At 65.2% G+C, this 17557-nt stretch carries 16 protein-coding genes; 6 read left to right on the top strand and 10 right to left on the bottom strand.

The window, feature by feature from the left end; translation table 11 throughout:
* Positions 1-51: 51 nt before the first annotated feature.
* The 3 genes from AC3WL8_RS07560 to AC3WL8_RS07550 all read right to left on the bottom strand — a co-directional run bounded on the left by AC3WL8_RS07560 (position 52) and on the right by AC3WL8_RS07550 (position 3392).
* On the bottom strand, positions 52-1212 hold the full coding sequence (locus AC3WL8_RS07560; RefSeq protein WP_013953410.1) for an acyl-CoA dehydrogenase family protein: 1161 nt from the start codon (positions 1210-1212) through the stop codon (positions 52-54).
* Positions 1213-1242: 30 nt separating this feature from the next.
* Complete coding sequence (locus AC3WL8_RS07555; RefSeq protein WP_211981840.1) at positions 1243-2091, bottom strand: HTD2 family dehydratase; 849 nt, start codon at positions 2089-2091, stop codon at positions 1243-1245.
* Between the two features lie 122 nt (positions 2092-2213).
* Positions 2214-3392 (bottom strand): CaiB/BaiF CoA transferase family protein, encoded by a 1179-nt coding sequence (locus AC3WL8_RS07550; protein ID WP_211981842.1) that lies wholly within the window; start codon positions 3390-3392, stop codon positions 2214-2216.
* 226 nt (positions 3393-3618) lie between these two features.
* Here AC3WL8_RS07550 and AC3WL8_RS07545 point away from each other — a divergent pair, with 226 nt between their 5' ends.
* Positions 3619-4542, top strand: a complete 924-nt coding sequence (locus AC3WL8_RS07545; RefSeq protein ID WP_211981844.1) for a LysR family transcriptional regulator — start codon at positions 3619-3621, stop codon at positions 4540-4542.
* A gap of 78 nt (positions 4543-4620) precedes the next feature.
* Here AC3WL8_RS07545 and AC3WL8_RS07540 read toward each other — a convergent pair whose 3' ends face one another.
* The 3 genes from AC3WL8_RS07540 to AC3WL8_RS07530 are packed head-to-tail and all read right to left on the bottom strand — an operon-like array spanning position 4621 to position 7257.
* Entirely contained in the window at positions 4621-6090 is a 1470-nt protein-coding gene (locus AC3WL8_RS07540) for an aldehyde dehydrogenase (protein WP_211981847.1), read from the bottom strand.
* Positions 6091-6122: 32 nt separating this feature from the next.
* Positions 6123-6719: a thiamine pyrophosphate-dependent enzyme gene (locus AC3WL8_RS07535; RefSeq protein ID WP_013953415.1), complete on the bottom strand. Its 597-nt coding sequence runs from the start codon at positions 6717-6719 to the stop codon at positions 6123-6125.
* A gap of 4 nt (positions 6720-6723) precedes the next feature.
* Complete coding sequence (locus AC3WL8_RS07530; RefSeq protein WP_211981849.1) at positions 6724-7257, bottom strand: thiamine pyrophosphate-binding protein; 534 nt, start codon at positions 7255-7257, stop codon at positions 6724-6726.
* A gap of 135 nt (positions 7258-7392) precedes the next feature.
* On the opposite strand from AC3WL8_RS07530, the gene AC3WL8_RS07525 reads away from it, so the two are divergent.
* Positions 7393-8322, top strand: a complete 930-nt coding sequence (locus tag AC3WL8_RS07525) for a LysR family transcriptional regulator (RefSeq protein WP_013953417.1) — start codon at positions 7393-7395, stop codon at positions 8320-8322.
* Positions 8323-8340: 18 nt separating this feature from the next.
* Here the strand turns inward: AC3WL8_RS07525 and AC3WL8_RS07520 are convergent, their stop codons facing one another.
* Together AC3WL8_RS07520 and AC3WL8_RS07515 are read right to left on the bottom strand one after the other, a co-directional pair.
* Positions 8341-9306, bottom strand: a complete 966-nt coding sequence (locus tag AC3WL8_RS07520) for a Bug family tripartite tricarboxylate transporter substrate binding protein (RefSeq protein ID WP_013953418.1) — start codon at positions 9304-9306, stop codon at positions 8341-8343.
* Positions 9307-9579: 273 nt separating this feature from the next.
* Positions 9580-10584, bottom strand: coding sequence for a tripartite tricarboxylate transporter substrate-binding protein (locus AC3WL8_RS07515; protein WP_013953419.1), 1005 nt, complete (start codon positions 10582-10584; stop codon positions 9580-9582).
* A 483-nt stretch (positions 10585-11067) separates the two neighbouring features.
* On the opposite strand from AC3WL8_RS07515, the gene AC3WL8_RS07510 reads away from it, so the two are divergent.
* The 3 genes from AC3WL8_RS07510 to AC3WL8_RS07500 are packed head-to-tail and all read left to right on the top strand — an operon-like array spanning position 11068 to position 13817.
* Entirely contained in the window at positions 11068-12063 is a 996-nt protein-coding gene (locus AC3WL8_RS07510; RefSeq protein WP_211981850.1) for a Bug family tripartite tricarboxylate transporter substrate binding protein, read from the top strand.
* A 38-nt stretch (positions 12064-12101) separates the two neighbouring features.
* Entirely contained in the window at positions 12102-13457 is a 1356-nt protein-coding gene (locus tag AC3WL8_RS07505; protein ID WP_211981851.1) for an acyclic terpene utilization AtuA family protein, read from the top strand.
* Between the two features lie 9 nt (positions 13458-13466).
* Positions 13467-13817 carry an AtuA-related protein gene (locus AC3WL8_RS07500; protein WP_013953422.1) on the top strand — a complete coding sequence of 117 codons (351 nt, stop codon included), beginning with the start codon at positions 13467-13469 and terminating at the stop codon, positions 13815-13817.
* Between the two features lie 17 nt (positions 13818-13834).
* On the opposite strand, the gene AC3WL8_RS07495 is transcribed toward AC3WL8_RS07500, so the two are convergent.
* Both AC3WL8_RS07495 and AC3WL8_RS07490 read right to left on the bottom strand, forming a co-directional pair.
* Complete coding sequence (locus tag AC3WL8_RS07495; protein ID WP_013953423.1) at positions 13835-14653, bottom strand: IclR family transcriptional regulator; 819 nt, start codon at positions 14651-14653, stop codon at positions 13835-13837.
* 41 nt (positions 14654-14694) lie between these two features.
* Positions 14695-15888: an acyl-CoA dehydrogenase family protein gene (locus tag AC3WL8_RS07490; RefSeq protein ID WP_211981852.1), complete on the bottom strand. Its 1194-nt coding sequence runs from the start codon at positions 15886-15888 to the stop codon at positions 14695-14697.
* A gap of 225 nt (positions 15889-16113) precedes the next feature.
* On the opposite strand from AC3WL8_RS07490, the gene AC3WL8_RS07485 reads away from it, so the two are divergent.
* Positions 16114-17547, top strand: coding sequence for an FAD-binding oxidoreductase (locus AC3WL8_RS07485; protein WP_013953425.1), 1434 nt, complete (start codon positions 16114-16116; stop codon positions 17545-17547).
* Positions 17548-17557: the final 10 nt, after the last annotated feature.

Below are 17557 nucleotides of genomic sequence, written 5' to 3'. Positions count from 1 at the left end.
GACCCGCTCGAAGGCGGGTCGCAAGGTCCAGGAGACCACGGAAGCAAAACCTCAGAACGACCGCGGCATCCCCAGGATGTGCTCGCCGACGTAGGAAAGAATCAGGTTGGTCGAAATCGGCGCCACCTGGTAGAGCCGGGTCTCGCGGAACTTGCGCTCGACGTCGTACTCCGCCGCGAAGCCAAAGCCGCCGTGATACTGCAGGCAGGCGTTAGCCGCTTCCCACGACGCGTCCGCGGCCAGCAGCTTCGCCATATTGGCTTCGGCGCCGCAGGGCTGGTGCGCGTCGAACAGCTTCGCCGCCTTGAACCGCATCAGGTTGGCCGCTTCCACGTTGACGAAGGCCCTGGCGATAGGAAACTGCACGCCCTGGTTCTGGCCAATCGGCCGGCCGAAGACGACGCGCTCGTTGACGTACTTGGTCACCTTGTCGATAAACCAGTAGCCGTCGCCGATGCATTCGGCGGCAATCAGCGTGCGCTCGGCGTTGAGGCCGTCGAGGATGTACTTGAAACCCTTGCCCTCCTCGCCGATCAGGTTCTCCGCCGGGATTTCCAGGTTGTCGAAGAACAGCTCATTGGTCTCATGGTTGACCATGTTGATGATGGGCTGGACCGTCAGGCCCTTGCCGATGGCCTCGCGCAGATCGACCAGGAAGATCGACATGCCTTCCGACTTCTTCTTGCACTCGGCAAGCGGCGTGGTGCGGGCCAGCAGGATCATCAGGTCCGAATGCTGGACGCGCGAGATCCACACCTTCTGGCCGTTGACGACATACTTGTCGCCCTTGCGCGCGGCGGTAGTCTTGATCTTGGTCGTGTCGGTGCCCGTGGTCGGCTCGGTCACGGCCATCGATTGCAGGCGCAGTTCGCCGCTGGCGATCTTGGGCAGGTACAGCTTCTTCTGCTCGGCCGAGCCATGGCGCAGTAGCGTGCCCATGTTGTACATCTGGCCGTGGCAGGCGCCCGAATTGCCGCCGGCACGGTTGATTTCCTCCATGATGACGGACGCCTGGGTCAGGCCCAGGCCCGAGCCGCCGTACTCCTCCGGGATCAGCGCGGCCAGCCAGCCGGCCTGGGTCAGCGCGCTAACGAATTCCTCGGGATAGCCCCGTACTTCGTCAACCTTTCGGAAGTATTCCGATGAGAACTGGCCGCACAGATCGCGCACGGCCTCACGGATTTCCTGGTATTCATCGATTCTGTTCTGCACAGCCTGGTCTCCAGCAACTTTGGGGTTAGTTCAGTTCAGTTCAGCGGTCGCGCTCATCGCGAGGGCGCCATCTTCATGGCGGACCCACAGCTCGACGGTCTTGCCGTCCTCGCTGCGCTTGCCGCAGACGAAAATGCGCTGGGGCACGAAGGTCGGCCGCACGCCCCGGAACGAGAAGGTCTTGACCACTGCGTCCGGCAGGTTCGTGCGCACCAGTTCCAGCATCAGCAGTGCCAGCAGCGGGCCGTGGACGATCAGGTCCGGATAGTGCTCGATCGCGGTCACGTACTGCTTGTCGTAATGGATGCGATGGCCGTTGAAGGTCAGCGCGGAGAAGCGGAACAGCAGGACGGGATCGGTCGCCACCTCGTGCACCCATTCTTCGCCCGTCGGCGCCCGCACCGCTTCCGGTGCGGGCGCGTTCGGCGATGCGCTCTCGCGGTAGACGATGTCGTGCTCTTCGGTAACCGCCAGTCCATTGCCGCCGTAGTACTTGTGCTCGACCGTCACAAAGGCGAGCGATCCGCTACGTCCGCTCTTGGCGCTGACATCGAGGATGCGCGACACCTTCGAGGCGGCATCGCCGATGCGCAGCGGCTGGTGGAACCACAGGCGGCCGCCGGCCCACATGCGGCGCGGCAGCGGCACCGGCGGCAGGAAGCCGCCGCGGCTGGCATGGCCATCGGCACCAATCTCGGATTGCCGGTGCAGCGGCAGGAAATAGAGCCAGTGCCAGAGCGGCGCAATGGCATCGCCGCGAACGGGTGCCCGCTGATCGTAGTCCAGGGTCGCTGCGAGCGCCTTGACGGGATATGCCGTGATCTCGTCCTGGCTTTCCGCCGTCCTGCCAATCCATTCCTTCAGCTTCACAACGTCCATCACATCTCTCTAGTCTTGATTGCCTGGCTTCCACTATGCACGCTGCCGCCGCAGCTTCCAATTCGAAAGTTCGGAACGAGCCATTCGCTTGGACGGAAAGCACGTACCCTTCCGGAATGAGGTCAGATGGCGCCTTCCGTGCGCAGCCGCGACACGTCGTCGCCGGTGTAGCCGAGCTCGCGCAGGATGTGCTCGCTGTGCTCACCCAGCGCCGGGATGGCGTCCATGCGCGGCTCGAACGCATTCGGCATGCCGGGCGGCAGCAATGCCGGGATCACGCCCACGGGAGAGCGGACCGATGTCCAGCGCTCGCGTGCCTTGAGTTGCGGGTGGTTCCAGACCTCGCGCATATCGTTCATGCGGGCGTTAGCGATCTGGGCACGCTCCAGCCGCTCGACCACCTGGTCGATGTCCAGCGCGGCGAAGGCGTCGGTGATGATCTGCGTCAACTCGACGCGGCTCCTGGCGCGCAGGGAGTTGGTGACGAAGCGCTCGTCGCTCGTCAGCTCCGGCCGTTCCAGCACCACCCGGCAGAAGGCCTCCCACTCGCGCTCATTCTGCAGGCCGAGAATGATGGTCTTGCCATCGCCTGCTGTGAACGGGCCATAGGGGAAGATGGTCGCGTGCGAGGCGCCCGCGCGCGGCGGCGGCGTGGCGCCGTCGAAGGCGTAGTAGAGCGGATAGCTCATCCACTCAACCATGCTTTCCAGCATCGAGACATCGATATGGGCACCCTTGCCCGTCTTGCCGCGCTGCAGCAGCGCCGCCAGGATATTGGTGTAGGCGTACATGCCGGCGGCGATATCCGCGATCGAGCAGCCTGCCTTGGATGGGCTTTCCGGGGTGCCCGTGATCGAGACGAAGCCGGACTCCGCCTGGATCAGCAGGTCGTAGGCCTTCTTGTCCCGATACGGGCCGTCGTTGCCATAGCCAGAGATGTCGCAGACAACGATGCCGGGATAGCGCTGGGACAGCGCTTCATATGACAGCCCAAGCCGGTCGGCGGCGCCCGGCGCCAGGTTCTGCACCAGCACGTCCGCCTTGTCCAGGATCTTCTGCAGGATGGCGGGGGCCTCCTGGTGCTTCAGGTCCAGCGCCAGGCTTTCCTTCGAACGGTTGGTCCAGGCAAAGTGCGAGGACATGCCGTCCACTCTTTCGTCATAGCCGCGGGCAAAGTCGCCGACCTTGGGCCGCTCGATCTTGATCACGCGCGCGCCCAGGTCCGCGAGCTGGCGGGTGCAGAATGGCGCAGCGATTGCATGCTCCAGGGAAACCACGGTAATGCCATCGAGGGGACGCATAGCAGCCTTTTCGGGGGGGAGGATTGCGTTCGAACTGCCTTGGCGGCAACGAACGACTGAGATTCAGTTGGCGATGCAATTCGCCTCTGAGCAAGTCTCGCAGCGACGCTGGCTTGGGTAAATCTCGTTTTCTCGAAGCAGCCGTTCGTCTGCGCCGAAAACACCGAAGACCTGCCGGTTTGCGACAAATTTGACGCCTTGGTAAAGTTCAGCAGAAGGAGCACATATGCATTTCGACTTTGCCGACCTGAGGCTGTTTGCACGCATCGCCGAGGAGGAAAACCTGTCGCGCGGGGCGCGCAAGGCATTTCTGTCGCCCGCCGCAGCCAGCGCGCGGCTCAAGGCGCTGGAGGACCAGCTAGGCACCCGCCTCTTCTATCGCGAGAGCAAGGGCCTGGCCCTGACCCCGGCCGGCGAGCGCCTGCTGCGGCATACCCGGGTGATCGAGCGCCAGTTCGAGCATGTCAAAAGCGAGTTCGAGGAATACGCCAAGGACTCGGTCGGTCATATCCGCATCTTTGCGAACACCACCGCCGTGACGGAGTTCATGCCAGAGGTGCTGGCGCGCTTTATGTCAGAGCGCCCCGCCGTCACCGTCGACCTGCAGGAACGCCTGACGCGGGACATCATCCGCGGCGTGCTGGACGGCAGCGCGGACCTTGGCATCATCTCCGGACCGCTGAACTCGGAAGGGCTGGAGGTCATCCATTTCAGTACGGACAAGCTGGTTCTGGCCACACCGCTCGGCCATCCGCTGACGCAGAAGCCGAACCTCGCTTTTGAAGACACGCTCGACTATGAGCATGTCAGCCTGCATGAAGGCAGCACCCTGCACGCCTTTCTTACCGAGCTGGTCCGCGACCAGCGGCGCAAGCTGCAGATCCGCATCCAGATCCGCAGCTTTGAAGCCATGTGCCGGATGATCGAGGCTGGCGTCGGCATTGGCGTGGTGCCGTTATCGGCCGCGTTGCGCCACCGGCAGACGATGAAGATCGAGATCATCGAGTTGCACGAACCGTGGGCGCTGCGGGAGCGTGCGGTGATCGTGCGGGAACTGGAAGGCCTGCCCGGCTGCGCGAAGGCGCTGATCGACGAACTGATCGAGGTGGCACAGGCAGCGGGCGGGAGCCCTGACAACGCACTGTCATAACGCGTTCCCCCCCCTCTCCCATAAATGGGAGAGGGGAGAAAACAAGCGGCCCCCGCCACAGGCTTCGGTAAAACACAATCAGCGGATCATGAACGGATTACCCGTAGCCGCTCCCGTATTGATCCACACACTCTTGGTCTGCAGGTACGACTCGATGGCAGCGATGCCGTTTTCACGGCCGAGGCCCGAGTCCTTGTACCCGCCGAACGGCGACATAAAGCTGACCGCGCGATAGGTATTGACCCAGACCGTGCCCGCCTGGATCTTCTCCGACATGCGGAAGGCACGACCGATGTCGGATGTCCAGACCCCCGCTCCAAGCCCATAACAACTGTCATTGGCAATCGCGATGGCGTCGGCTTCGTCCCTGAACTTCAGGATGGACAGCACCGGCCCGAACACCTCCTCCTGCGCGATGCGCATCTTCGGCGAGACCCTGGCAAAGATGGTCGGCTCGACAAACCATCCGTCGCCGCAGGACGCCGGCTTGCCGCCGAGCAGCAGCTCCGCCCCTTCGTCCTGCGCGATCTGGATATACGACAGCACCTTTTCGTATTGCGCGGGCGTGGTGATGGGCCCCACCTGCGTGGAGGCATTCATCGGGTTGCCGAGCTTTGCCGTGCTGGCCAGCGCCAGCAGCTTCTCGACAAAGATATCGTGAATGTCTTCCTGCAGCAGCAGCCGCGAACCGGCGATACAGGTCTGGCCGCTGGCGGCGAAGATGCCGGAGACGGCGCCGTTGACGGCGTCATCCAGGTTGGCATCGTTGAAGACGATGTTCGGCGACTTGCCGCCGAGCTCCAGGCTCACGTGCTTGAACTGCGCCGCACACTGCTGGTTGATCACGCGTCCGGTGGCGTCCGATCCGGTGAAGGTCACCTTCTTGACCAGCGGATGCGTCACCAGCGGCGAGCCCACCTCGACGCCAAACCCGGTCACGACGTTGAAGACGCCCGCGGGAAAGCCGGCTTCCTCGAACAGCAGCGCAAGCTCGAGCGCAGACACCGAAGTGAACTCCGACGGCTTCACCACCACGGTACATCCCGCCGCGAGAGCCGGCGCGATCTTCCACGCCAGCAGCATCAGCGGTGAGTTCCACGGCGTGATGGCCGCCACCACGCCCAGCCGCTCGCGCCGCGTGTAGTTGAAATAGCCCTTCTTGTCGAGCGGAATGACCGTGCCTTCGATCTTGTCGGCCAGCCCGCCGAAGTAATAGAACCACTGCGGCAGGTACTTGAGCTGGGCGCCCATCTCCGCCAGCAGCTTGCCGTTGTCCTGCACTTCGAACTCGGCCAGCCGCTCCGCGTCCCGGGCGATCAGGTCGCCGAGCTTGCGCAGCAAGGCGCCACGCTGCGTCGCCGTCATCTCCGACCACGGCCCCGAGCGGAACGCCTGATCGGCCGCCTGCACGGCGCGATCGATATCTGCTGCGGTGCCGCGGGCCACTTCGGCCCAGGTCTTGCCGGTAAAGGGATTCTGGGTTTCAAACCAGCGACCGTCGCTCGCATTGACGAAGGTGCCGTCGATGAACATTTGATACTGCTTCATGGCGCGATGCTGTCCGTGTTGGTGTTGGCAGATCAGAACGGTGCGAAGCCGAGATGCTCGCGGAAGCGGTTCTTGACAAAGGTGCCATCGCGCGGAGGCAAGGCCCGTTGCGGCTCGTCGGTCGAGATATAGACCTGCGCCACGGTCATGCCCTCGGCCTTCCTGATGGCTTGCGCCAAATTGCCCAGCTCCTCGATATCGGAAATCTCGAGCGTCGTCGGCACGCCGACCGCCTTCGCCACCTGGGCCAGGTTGGTACCCAGGCTGGTGTGGCTTTGCTGCATGCCAGTCTCACCGAAGTGGCCGTTGTCGAGAATCACGATGTTCAGGTTTTTCTGCTGTTGCGCCGCCGCCGTTGCCAGGCTGCCGATGCCCATCAGCTGCTCGCCGTCGCCGGTGATGGCGATCACGGTCTTCTCGGGTTGTGCGATGGCAAGCCCGAGAGCCAGCGAGGTGGAACCGCCCATCGCGCCCCACAGGTAGAAGTTGCCGGGACGGTCGCCAGCGGCGAACACGTCGTACGAAGGCGAACCGAGGCCCGAGACTACGAGCGCGTCAGGAAATTGCTTCAGCAGTTCGGCAACGAACTTGCGGCGGTCGATGCCAGGCTTGGAGGTAGAGGTAGTCATAGGATCAGCGCATCCACTTTTTGCGGCCGATAAGGCTCTGGGACAGGAGAACGGCAACGCGGTTGCCAGCGTCGAAGGCGGAAACCAGGCCGGCGTCGACCAGCTCGGCGGCCTCTTCCGGCGAATTCACGCGATAGACCGTGATGCCCATCAGCTCCAGCGCGCGCTGGGTGGCCAGGCCCATGGGGTTCTGCCAGGGATTGAACTCGGCGTACTCGCCGCGCATAGTCACCAGGGTGAAGAACGGGAACTTGCAGCTCTCCAGCAGCGAGAACATGTTCACGCAGTTGCCGACGCCGCTGCTCTGCATCAGCAGCACCGCGCGATCCCCGCCCAGCCAGGCGCCGCTGACGACGCCCACGCCTTCCTCTTCCGTGGTCAGCACCACGTCGCGGATTTCGGGGTCGGCCTTGGCGCGTCGGATGACATGCGAGTGGCCGGCGTCGGGCACGTAGGCCACCTGGCGGACGCCGTTCTGTTTAAGGACCTGGAAGATGTCCTCTTGCCAGGCAAGAGGCTCTGAGTTGTTTGTCGTCATAGTGCGCAAGTTAAGAAAGGGGAAAGCGGAGGGACAACGTTTGCTATCATAGAGTTGACTAGCTGGAAGTATGAAATACAATTAATTGATGTCTGCGATCACGAAGTTGAATGCCGGCCAAGGGCCTTTACAGATATGGACATCAAGCAGCTTCGAGCCCTGTTAGCCATCGCCGAGACCGGCAGCGCCACCAAGGCGGCCGAGCTCCTGCGCATCGTGCAGCCGGCGGTTTCCCGGCACGTGCGCCTGCTCGAGGAGGAACTGGGCGTCGAACTGTTCGAGCGCGAGCGCCATGGCATGGTCCTGACTGACGCCGGCCGCACGCTGGTCGAATACGGCCGCAGGGCGCTGCAGGAACTCGATCGGGCCAAGGCGGAGATCACGCCGGCGTCTGGCGCGATTTCAGGCACTGCGGTCATCGGGCTACTCCCAAGCACTTGCGAACTGCTGGCAGCGGAGCTGGTTGCCACGGTGAAGGCCAGGCATCCGCAACTGGTGGTACGCATCAACGTCGGCTACGCGGGAAACCTGCTGCAGTGGCTCGAGGCCGGCGACGTGGAGGTCGCCTTGCTCTACGACACCAAGAGTTCTCCCGGCCTGCACGTCGAAGCACTGCTCGATGAACAGCTCTACCTGGTGGGACCCGCTGGCACCCTTGCGCCAGGCGAGGAACAAACCGTCGAGAGCTTCCGCGACCTGCCGCTGATCCTGCCTAACGCCCCGCACGGGTTACGCAGCGTGGTCGAGCATGCCTGCGCGGTCGCCGGCATCACCCCGGTGGTAGCGGTCGAGACCAACTCGCTGGTGGTTCAGAAAAACCTGGTCGGCAAGGGATTCGGCCACACCGTCCTGCCGAGCTCCGCGATTTCCGAGGAGATGGAGACTGGCGCGCTGGCGGGCGCGCCCATCGTGTCGCCCAACCTGTCGCGCCGCATCGTGCTGGCGCACGCGGCCACCCGCAGGCTGACACCCGCAGCCAGCTTCGTCCGCGCCGAACTGGTGGCATTGATGAAGCGGCTGGTGCTCGACGGCGCATGGCCCGGTGCATCCTGGATCAGCGCTTGATACGGTGCCAGCGGCAGTTCAGTCCAGTTCGATGTTGGCGGCCTTGATGACCTCGGCCCACCGGCGCGTCTCAGCCTGGACAAACCTGGCCGCCTTGTCCGGGGTGGAATCGACGATGGGCTGCACGCCGATCTTTTCCATGCGCTGACGCACCTCAGAGTCCTTGACCGCCGTCTGCAAGGCAGCGCTCAGCTTTTCAATGACCGGGGCCGGCGTGCCCTTTGGCACCATCACCATGTTCCACAGCGACGTTTCATAGTTCGCGTAGCCCGCTTCCTTCATCGTCGGCACGTCCGGCAGCACGCTGGAACGCGTGGCAGTCGTGACCGCGAGCGCCTTCAGGCGACCGGACTGGATCATGGGCGCAGCCGTCGACACTGCATCGGTAATGAACTGGACGTCGCCGGAAATCACGGACTGGATCGCCTGGCTGGCGCCACGGAACGGAACATGGGTGAGCTTCAGGTGCTCCTGGAACTGCAGCAACTCGACCGCCATATGGACGGCGCTACCCTTCCCCGCGGAACCGTAGCTGTACTTGCCAGGATTCTTCTTGATGTCCTCGACCAGTTCCCTGGCCGTGTTCGCCTTCACCGAAGGATTGACCGCCAGCACCATCGGCACCCCCGCGACCACAGATACCGGCACCAGCGCATTGACGGGGTCATACGGCAGCTTCTTGTAAAGCGTGGCGTTGATGGCGTGGGAACTGGTGCCGAACAACAGCGTGTAGCCGTCCGCCGGGCTCTTGGCGACTACGTCGGTCGCAATGGTGCCGCCGGCACCCGCCTTGTTTTCCACCACGACCGACTGCCCGAGCAAGGCGCCGAGCTTGTTCGCCACGATACGCGCCACCACGTCGGTGCTGCCGCCGGCGGCGAAGCCGACGACCATTCGGACGGGATGGTCAGGGTAAGCAGCCTGGGCGTGCGCGCTGAACGAAATGAGCGCACCGATCCCTACTTGAGCAAGCAAGCGTTTCATGTCTCTTCCAGGTAGATAGTTTTGGTTGGGTGGCGCATTGCGCGTCGACACCCTTTGAAGCGATGGTAGCGAGCAACCGTGGCGACGGTGAAATAGAAAATTCCGCTGCTGCTATCAAGAGGCGGCATGCCTGGGGCTACTACTGCGGTGTTAACCCGAAGCAGCCTCCGCAGGCCCCGCGTAAACGCAAGTACGCCGCGCAGCCATCGCCGCGCGGCGTACATTCAAGGTCCAACGGAACGGAAGCGCTGGCGCGCTACCGGCCGCAGGATGTCAGTCGGCCTCCACCTTCATGGTCTTCAGCAACGGCTGCCACTTGTCGCTTTCCGCCTTGAGCCAAGACCTGAGCCCCTCCGGCGTCTGCTTGTCGAGCGGCACCACCTCTGCACCCAGGTCGTCAAGCCGCCTGGCGACGGCAGGATCTTTCAATGCCTGCTGCAGGGCCTTGGTCAGCCTGGCCGTGACCGCGGGCGGCGTACCCTTGGGCGCATAGATCCCATGCCAGACCTTCATCGAGAAGCCCTTCAGGCCGCCTTCCTGCAGCGTCGGCGCATTGGGCAGCGCCTTGATCCGGCTCGGTGTCGTCACGCCATACAGCTTGACGCGGTTGGCGTTGATATGCGACAGCGTCGAGGTGGTCTGGTCGCACAGCAGGTCCACCTGCCCGCCCAGCAAGGCCGTCAGCGCGGGCCCGGTGCCCTGGTAGGGAACGGAGGTCATCTTGACTTTGACTGCCTCCTCGAACAGCAGGCCGCATAGCTGCGAAACCGCGCCAAGGCCGGCATTGGCCAGCGAGACCTTTTCCTTGTTCTGCTGCACGTACTTGATCAGTTCCGCCGCGTTGGCCGGCGGCAGGTCCTTGCGGCCCAGCAGCGTCATCGGCACATCCGCCACCTGCCCGATGTACTCGAAATCCTTCAGCGGGCTGTAGGAGAGCTTCTTGTACAGCGCCGGCGCCGTCGCCATGCCATTGTGGTGGATCAGAATGGTGTAGCCGTCGGGCTGCGCCCGCGCCACGAATGCGGCCGCCACTGTGCCGCCGGCGCCGAGCTTGTTTTCCACGACAACGCTCTGCCCCAGATCCTTCGACATGGCCTGCCCAAGCGCCCGCGAAACCACATCGGTCGGGCCGCCGGCCGAGAACGGCACCACCAGCGTGATGGGCTTGGACGGATATGCATCCGCTGCCAGCGCCCCAGCGGAAAACGCCAGCCCGAGCGCTCCGCATGTGATCCACTTCATACCGGCCAGCATGGCCTTGCCCGCTTGAACGCACATATCACCGTCTCCATGTCGCCGGCGCGCTGACTTTGTCGCGCCGGTCGGTTTATCAAACAGGGCTAGAGTGCGGGATAGCGGCACCGGAGGACAATCCGGATTTATCGAACGGGCCATACGGCCAGGCCGAACGCACGCCGGCCGATCACCCGGTCTGGAACATCTGCCCGAAGTCGCAGGCCTCCCGGGCCAGCATGGCGATGGGCGACACAAGCTCGCTGCAATGGTCACTCTTGCAGATGGCGGCATCCGCCCGCCACCATGGCGCATCTTCCGGCAGCAGGTCGAAGCCTCATGTTCTGCTCTCCCTAGCCACGCGCCCATGGCGCTGGTCCGCCTGAAATCGCCTGAAATTTTCAACCAATGAAAATATACGGCATTCGTTTGACGCTCTTTCGCTCCGCTCCCTAAGATCTCCCACACAGAGTTTCCCTCAACGAAACCAGATGCGCGCGCACCGCCTCGCGCCCAGGAGACAACCCGATGCAGCGTCATTCCCCCCAGCGGCGTGCCGTAGTTGCGGCGCTCGCCACCCTGCCCGCCTTGTGCGCCTGGTCCGCACCGGCCTGCGCGGCAGAGGCATTTCCTTCACGTCCGATCCGGCTGGTGGTGCCCTTCACGCCCGGCGGCACCACTGACATCCTGGCGCGCCTGGTTGCGCAGAAGGCGGGCGAGGCGCTGGGTCAGCAGATCGTGGTCGACAACCGCCCGGGCGCGGGCGGCAACATCGGCGCGGAGGCGGTGGCGCGCAGCGCGGCTGACGGCTATACGCTGCTGATGGGCACGTTGGGCACGCAGGTGACCAACCAGTTCATCTACCCGCGCATGCCGTACGACAGCACCCGGGACTTCGTGCCCGTGACGCTGGTCGCCAACTCGCCCAACGTGCTGCTTGTCAACAGCACGCTGAACGCCAGGTCGGTGGGCGAACTGGTGACGCTGGCCAGGCGCCAGCCGGGCAAGATCAACTATGCCTCCACCAGCACCGGCGGGTCGCCCCACCTGTCAGGCGAGTTGCTGAACATGATGGCGGGCGTCAGCATGCAGCACGTGCCGTACAAAGGGGCCGCTCCCGCCATGACGGACCTGCTCGCGGGCCAGGTCAACCTGATGTTCGACAACCTGCCGTCCGCGCTGGCACAGATCCAGACCGGCAAGGTGACGGCGCTGGCGGTCACCAGTGCCAGGCGGGCCTCGGTGCTGCCTTCCGTGCCGACCGTGCGCGAGTCGGGGCTGCCGGGCTATGAAGTCAATTCCTGGTTCGGGCTGCTCGCTCCGGCCGGCACGCCGCCGGAGCGTGTTCGCCAGCTCCAGCAGGCGGTGGATAAGGTGCTGGCCACGCCCGACGTGCGCAAGCGCATCGAACAGCTTGGCGCCGAGCCGGGCGGCGAAGGCTCCGCCGCGTTCGCGGCGCAGATCAGTAGTGATACGGAAAAATGGTCGCGCGTGATCCAGACCGCCGGCATCAAGGCGCAATGACACGGCTCGGCAGCGCCACCCCCTGACACAGGACAACCATGACCAAGACCAACACCCTTCGTATCGGCTCGGGATCGGGCTGGTGGGGCGACCGCGTGGAGCCGGCCGAGCGTTCGGCGCGCCTGGGCAAGCTCGACTACCTGTGCTTCGAGACCATGGCCGAGGCCACGGTATCCGCCGCGCAGGTGCGCAAGCGGCGCGATGCCGCTTTCGCCGGCTACGACACCTATCTCGACGAGCGCATGCGCGCAGTGCTGCCCCCCTGCATCGCCAACGGCACGCGCATCATCAGCAACCAGGGCTGGATTCATCCGCTGGGCGCAGCCCGGCGCGTGGCCGAACTCTGCGAAGAACTGGGCCTGCCCGGTGTCAGGATCGCCGCGGTCACCACCACGGACCTGACCGGGAGCATCTGCGAGCTGGATCTCACCCTGCTGGAAAGCGGCGCACCGGTGTCCTCGCTGCGTGAAACGCTGATCAGCGCCGAGCCATACGAAGGCGCCGAGCCGATCGTCGCCGCATTGCGTGCGGGCGCGCAGATCGTGATCACCGGGCGCGTGGCCGACCCGTCGCTGTTCCTCGCGCCGATGATCCATCATTTCGGCTGGTCTCCGGACGACGTGACACGGCTTGCGCGCGGCAGCGCCATCGGCCATTTGCTCGAGTGCGGCGCGCAGGTGACGGGGGGATATTTCGGCGATCCCGGCTACAAGGATGTGCCGGAACCATGGAACCTGGCCTTCCCGATCGCCGAGGTGGAAGCCGACGGCAGCGCCGTGATCGGCAAGGTGGACGGCAGCGGCGGGCGCATCGACCTGCAGACGGTCAAGGAGCAAATGTTCTATGAAGTCCACGACCCGCGCCGCTACATCACGCCGGACGTGGTGGTCGACTTCTCGACCGCGGTGCTCGAACAGGTGGGGCCGGACCGCGTGCGCATCAGCGGCGTGAGCGGGCAGCCGCGCACCGATACGCTCAAGGTGTCGCTGGGCTGCACCGAAGGGCATATCGGCGAAGACATGTTCTTCTTCGCGGGGCCGGGTTGCCTGGAAAAGGCCAGGCTGGCCAAACGCATCCTCGAAGCGCGCTTTGCCATGGCAAGGTTGCAGGCGGATGAGGTGCGCATCGACTTCCTCGGCGTCAACGCCGTGCACGGCGCGGCCTCGCCCGAGCCTGCCTGCGAGCCCAACGAGATCGCGGTCCGCGTCGCCGCGCGCACCCGCACGCGCGCGGAAGCCGCCAAGGTCGGCCGCGAGATCGACAGCATGGCGGTCTGCGGCCTGGCCTCCACCGGCAAGCGCGTGCCGCACCAGGACCGCACGCGCGAGATCATCGGCGTCTGGTCGGCGCTGGTGCCGCGCGCGTTGATCACCTCCCAGGTCCACTATCTCTGAGGATTCGCCATGCGTGTACCACTGCGCCGCCTCGCACACAGCCGCTCCGGCGACAAGGGCAATACTTCGAACACGGCAGTCATCGCCTATGCGCCGGAGTTCTACCCGCATATCAAGGCACAGCTGACGGCACCCATGTTCAAGGCGCTGTACGGCACGCTGATCACGGGAGCGGTCACGCGCCATGAAGTGGATGGGCTGCAGGTGCTCAACTTCGTGGCGGAGGGCGCGCTCGGCGGCGGTGTGTCGCGCAGCCTCGCGATCGACAACTACGGCAAGGCGCTGGCCAGCGCCGTACTGCGTTTTGAAGTGGAAATACCTGATGCGTTGGCCGGCCTGCTGCGCGGGCCGGCGCCATAGGCTCGCCGGAGTAGGCGTCAGCCGCCGCCGGACTGGCGCCCCCTGGCACGTCGGCCGTCGGTGCACGCGCCGGCCCGCGGCGGTATCACGGTGCGCGTCCAGGCGCTGGTGATGCGCCGCGCCTCTTGCTTGAGCTTGCGCGCCAGCGCGGCCTCGCGCGAGCGGATGCGCGCACTCAGCGCCGCCACGCTCAAGGCACCGATCGGCCGGCCCTCATAGTCGAGAATCGGCACCGCGATGCCGCCCATCCCGTCAACCACCCAATCAAGAAACAGCACATGCCCGCGCGCGCGGGCGGCCTCGATTTCCGCGGCGATGCACGCCGCATCGAGCCGCGGGTACTTGCCAAGCTTGCGCGTGGTCTGCTGCAGCCGGCGCGCGCGCTCGGGCGCGGGCAGCCATGCCAGCACCGCCAGGCTGCCGGCGCCCACGCCAAGCGGCCGACGCGTGCCGACCGTCACGTAGTTCGCCCGTATCGCATACGTGCCGGGTTCCAGGTCGGTGCACACCGCCTCGCCACGGCTGGCCTCGGTCAGCACGGCGGTATCCTCGAACGCCTCCACCAGCCGTTCCAGTGCCGGACGCGCCAGCTTGCGCAAGTCCACGCGCCGCTGCGCCACGTCTGCCAGCTGGAAGATTTCGGGCCCGATGCCGTAGCGGCGCGCCTGGTCGCGCGTGGCGAAGCCCTCCTGCACCAGCAGGTCAAGCATGCGCGAGGCCGTGGCCGGATCGAGCCCGGTTGCGCGCGCCACGTCGCTCATGCGGCGCACTTCCGGATCGGACAGCGCGCGCAGCACGGCCAGTGCACGCTGGATCGGAGATGGGCGCGATGGCACCTGGCGGGCCCGCTCAGGCAGGCCCGGCGCCAGGGCAGCGCTCAGCCATGATGCGATGTTGCCAGGGTATCGCGCTTGATCTTCTTTGCCAGCGACCACTTGTGGACTTCGGTCGGGCCGTCGTAGATGCGAAACGCACGCACTTCACGGAAGACCTGTTCGACGATGGTGTCGCGCGACACGCCCATGCCGCCGAGGATCTGCACGCAGCGGTCAGCCACGCGGAATAACGCATCGGACACGGCCACCTTTGCCATCGAACTCTCCGCGGTGCCCAGGGAACCGCCGTCGAGCACCCCGGCGCACCAATCGATCATCAGTGCGGCCTGCTGCAGGTCGATCAGGTTCTCGGCCAGCATGAAGCCCACGCCCTCGTGGTCGATCAGCAGCTTGCCGAAAGCCTTGCGCGTGGTGGCGTAGGCACGCGCGGTCTCGTCGGCACGTGCCACACCGCCGAACCAGCGCATGCAATGCGACAACCGCGCCGGCGACAAGCGAACCTGCGCATAACGGAAGCCCTCGTCCACCTCGCCCAGCACCTGGTCCTGCGGCACGCGCAGGTCGTCGATCAGAACCTGTGCATGCCCGCCCGGCATGGAACTGTCGATGGTATCGAGCAGGCGCTCGATGCGGATCGCCGGATGCGGCAGGTCGACCAGGAACATGGTGGCCTGCGCGCGCTCACCGTCGCCGGTGCGCGCCATCAGGATGCCGACCCTGGCCCCTTCCGCACCGGTGATGAACTTCTTGCGTCCGCGGATCACCCATTCGTCGCCGTCCCTGACCGCGGTGGTCTGGAGCATCGACGGGTCGGAACCGGCCCCGCCTTCTTCCGCTGGCTCGGTCATGAAGAACGCGGAGCGGGCCTCGCCGCTGACCAGCGGTGCAAGGAAGCGTTGCTGCTGTGCGTCCGTGGCGACCTTGCCCAGCAGGAACATATTCCCCTCGTCCGGCGCCATGGTGTTGACCGCGACCGGCCCGAGGGGCGACAAGCCCGAGCGCTTGAGCACGGCCGCAGTTTCGAGCTGGGTCAGGTGAGAGCCGTCGGCCAGGATATGTGGCGTCATCACGCCGGCGGCGCGCGCCTGGTCGCGAAGCTCGGCGACCAGCCCGGCCGTCGGACCATGGGCTTCGCAGCGCGCATCGCGCTCATAGGGCACCACGACGTCGCGGACAAAGCGCTCGACGCGATCGGCAATGACACGGCTTCTTTCTGTGGGACAGGCGGTGAACATGGTGAGCCTCGTTGTCAGGACAGGATCAGATTGTAGGACGGCACGCCGCCGGGCCGCTGTCACGGAAGGCTGTTCGAACAAGGAACCCCGACATCTGGTCTGCAGCCCTTGCCTGCCGCCCAACAGAGTAATCGCATTGCGATTACTAGTATGTGGATTTCACCTATACCTATGCTCATAACAATCGACTAATATGGCTTCAATCGAGCACGAGGGCACAAAGCGATGTCACTTGTATTGAAGCTGAAAGACCTGTTGGGACCCGATGCGGTTCTCACCGAAGCCGCGGACGTTGCCGCCTACATCGAGGACTGGCGCGGCCGCTACACGGGTCCGGCGCTGTGCGTGGTGCTGCCGGCTTCCACCGCGCAAGTCGCCGCGGTGGTGGAGGCCGCGGCCCAGGCCAACGTGCCCGTGTTGCCGCAAGGCGGCAATACCAGCCTGTGCGGCGGCGCGGTGCCAGCCCCGGACGGCACGCCCCCCATCGTCATCAGCCTGGCGCGCATGCGGCGCATCCGCGCCATCGATGCGGCCAACAACTCGATGGAAGTCGAGGCAGGCTGCGTGCTGGCCGCGATCCAGCAGGCGGCGGCGGAACAGGGGCGTCTCTACCCCGTGAGCCTGGGCGCCGAAGGCTCCTGCCAGATCGGCGGCAACATCGCCACCAATGCGGGCGGCACCGGCGTGCTGCGCTACGGCAACACCCGCGACAACGTGCTCGGCCTTGAAGTGGTCCTCCCTGACGGCCAGGTCTGGAACGGCCTGTACCGCTTGCGCAAGAACAACACCGGCCTAGATCTCAAGCACCTGTTTATCGGCTCTGAAGGCACGCTGGGCGTGATCACCGCCGCCACGCTCAAGCTGCACCCGCTGCCCACCGCGCACGCCATGGCGTGGCTGGCGGTGCGCACGCCGCAGGCGGCGCTGGAGATGCTGGGACGCTTCCAGCAGCGCTGTGGCGCCACGCTGTCCGCGTTTGAAATGCTCAACGACGTGCAATTGCAGATCGTGCTCGATCACGTGCCCGGCCGCCGTGCGCCCTTGCCTGCCAGCCATCCCTGGCACGTGCTGGTGGAACTTGCCGACACCGGCCGGCGCGAACTGCTCGACGAGGTGCTGCAGGAAGTGCTGGAGCAAGGCGTGGCCGAAGGCCTGGTCGACGATGCCGTGGTGGCCGCCAGCGGCGCGCAGCGCGAAGCCATGTGGCAGGTGCGGCATAGCGTCTCCGAAGGCAACAAAAAGGCGGGCCTGGGCCTGAACACCGATTGCGCCGTGCCGGTCTCGGCGGTGCCGCAGTTCATTGAGCGCGCCACCGCGGCGGCGCATGCGGTCCTGCCGGATTTGCCGATCATCGTGGTGGCCCACCTGGGCGATGGCAACGTCCACTTCATCCCGCTGGTGCCTTTCCCGCAGTGGGAAGCGCTGCCAGGGCGCGATGCCGTGGCCGCCCGCATCAAGCATGCCATCGACCAGGTGGCTTACGAGCTGGGCGGCACCTTCAGCGCGGAACATGGCATTGGCCAGGTCCTGACCGAAGAAATGGCGCAGTTCAAGCCGGCGGTCGAGATCGCCATGATGCACGGCATCAAGCGCATGCTCGACCCTCGCGACCTGTTCAACCCCGGCCGGCTGCTGCCGTCCCCACCTTCCCAGCAATAACGGCAATCAA

The sequence above is a fragment of the Cupriavidus sp. FW305-F7 genome, assembly GCF_058782875.1.
The sequence above is the reverse complement of the archived record's forward strand: the minus strand, read 5'-3'. Positions and strand labels throughout refer to the sequence as shown.

What these genes read in the sequence shown, in the direction of transcription:
- AC3WL8_RS07520 (WP_013953418.1), bottom strand. Translation starts at nt 9,306, where the DNA reads ATGAAACGCTTGCTTGCTCAAGTAGGGATCGGTGCGCTCATTTCGTTC.
- AC3WL8_RS07510 (WP_211981850.1), top strand. Translation starts at nt 11,068, where the DNA reads ATGCAGCGTCATTCCCCCCAGCGGCGTGCCGTAGTTGCGGCGCTCGCC.
- AC3WL8_RS07555 (WP_211981840.1), bottom strand. Translation starts at nt 2,091, where the DNA reads ATGGACGTTGTGAAGCTGAAGGAATGGATTGGCAGGACGGCGGAAAGC.
- AC3WL8_RS07545 (WP_211981844.1), top strand. Translation starts at nt 3,619, where the DNA reads ATGCATTTCGACTTTGCCGACCTGAGGCTGTTTGCACGCATCGCCGAG.
- AC3WL8_RS07490 (WP_211981852.1), bottom strand. Translation starts at nt 15,888, where the DNA reads ATGTTCACCGCCTGTCCCACAGAAAGAAGCCGTGTCATTGCCGATCGC.
- AC3WL8_RS07550 (WP_211981842.1), bottom strand. Translation starts at nt 3,392, where the DNA reads ATGCGTCCCCTCGATGGCATTACCGTGGTTTCCCTGGAGCATGCAATC.
- AC3WL8_RS07540 (WP_211981847.1), bottom strand. Translation starts at nt 6,090, where the DNA reads ATGAAGCAGTATCAAATGTTCATCGACGGCACCTTCGTCAATGCGAGC.
- AC3WL8_RS07525 (WP_013953417.1), top strand. Translation starts at nt 7,393, where the DNA reads ATGGACATCAAGCAGCTTCGAGCCCTGTTAGCCATCGCCGAGACCGGC.
- AC3WL8_RS07485 (WP_013953425.1), top strand. Translation starts at nt 16,114, where the DNA reads ATGTCACTTGTATTGAAGCTGAAAGACCTGTTGGGACCCGATGCGGTT.
- AC3WL8_RS07505 (WP_211981851.1), top strand. Translation starts at nt 12,102, where the DNA reads ATGACCAAGACCAACACCCTTCGTATCGGCTCGGGATCGGGCTGGTGG.
- AC3WL8_RS07500 (WP_013953422.1), top strand. Translation starts at nt 13,467, where the DNA reads ATGCGTGTACCACTGCGCCGCCTCGCACACAGCCGCTCCGGCGACAAG.
- AC3WL8_RS07530 (WP_211981849.1), bottom strand. Translation starts at nt 7,257, where the DNA reads ATGACGACAAACAACTCAGAGCCTCTTGCCTGGCAAGAGGACATCTTC.
- AC3WL8_RS07515 (WP_013953419.1), bottom strand. Translation starts at nt 10,584, where the DNA reads ATGTGCGTTCAAGCGGGCAAGGCCATGCTGGCCGGTATGAAGTGGATC.
- AC3WL8_RS07535 (WP_013953415.1), bottom strand. Translation starts at nt 6,719, where the DNA reads ATGACTACCTCTACCTCCAAGCCTGGCATCGACCGCCGCAAGTTCGTT.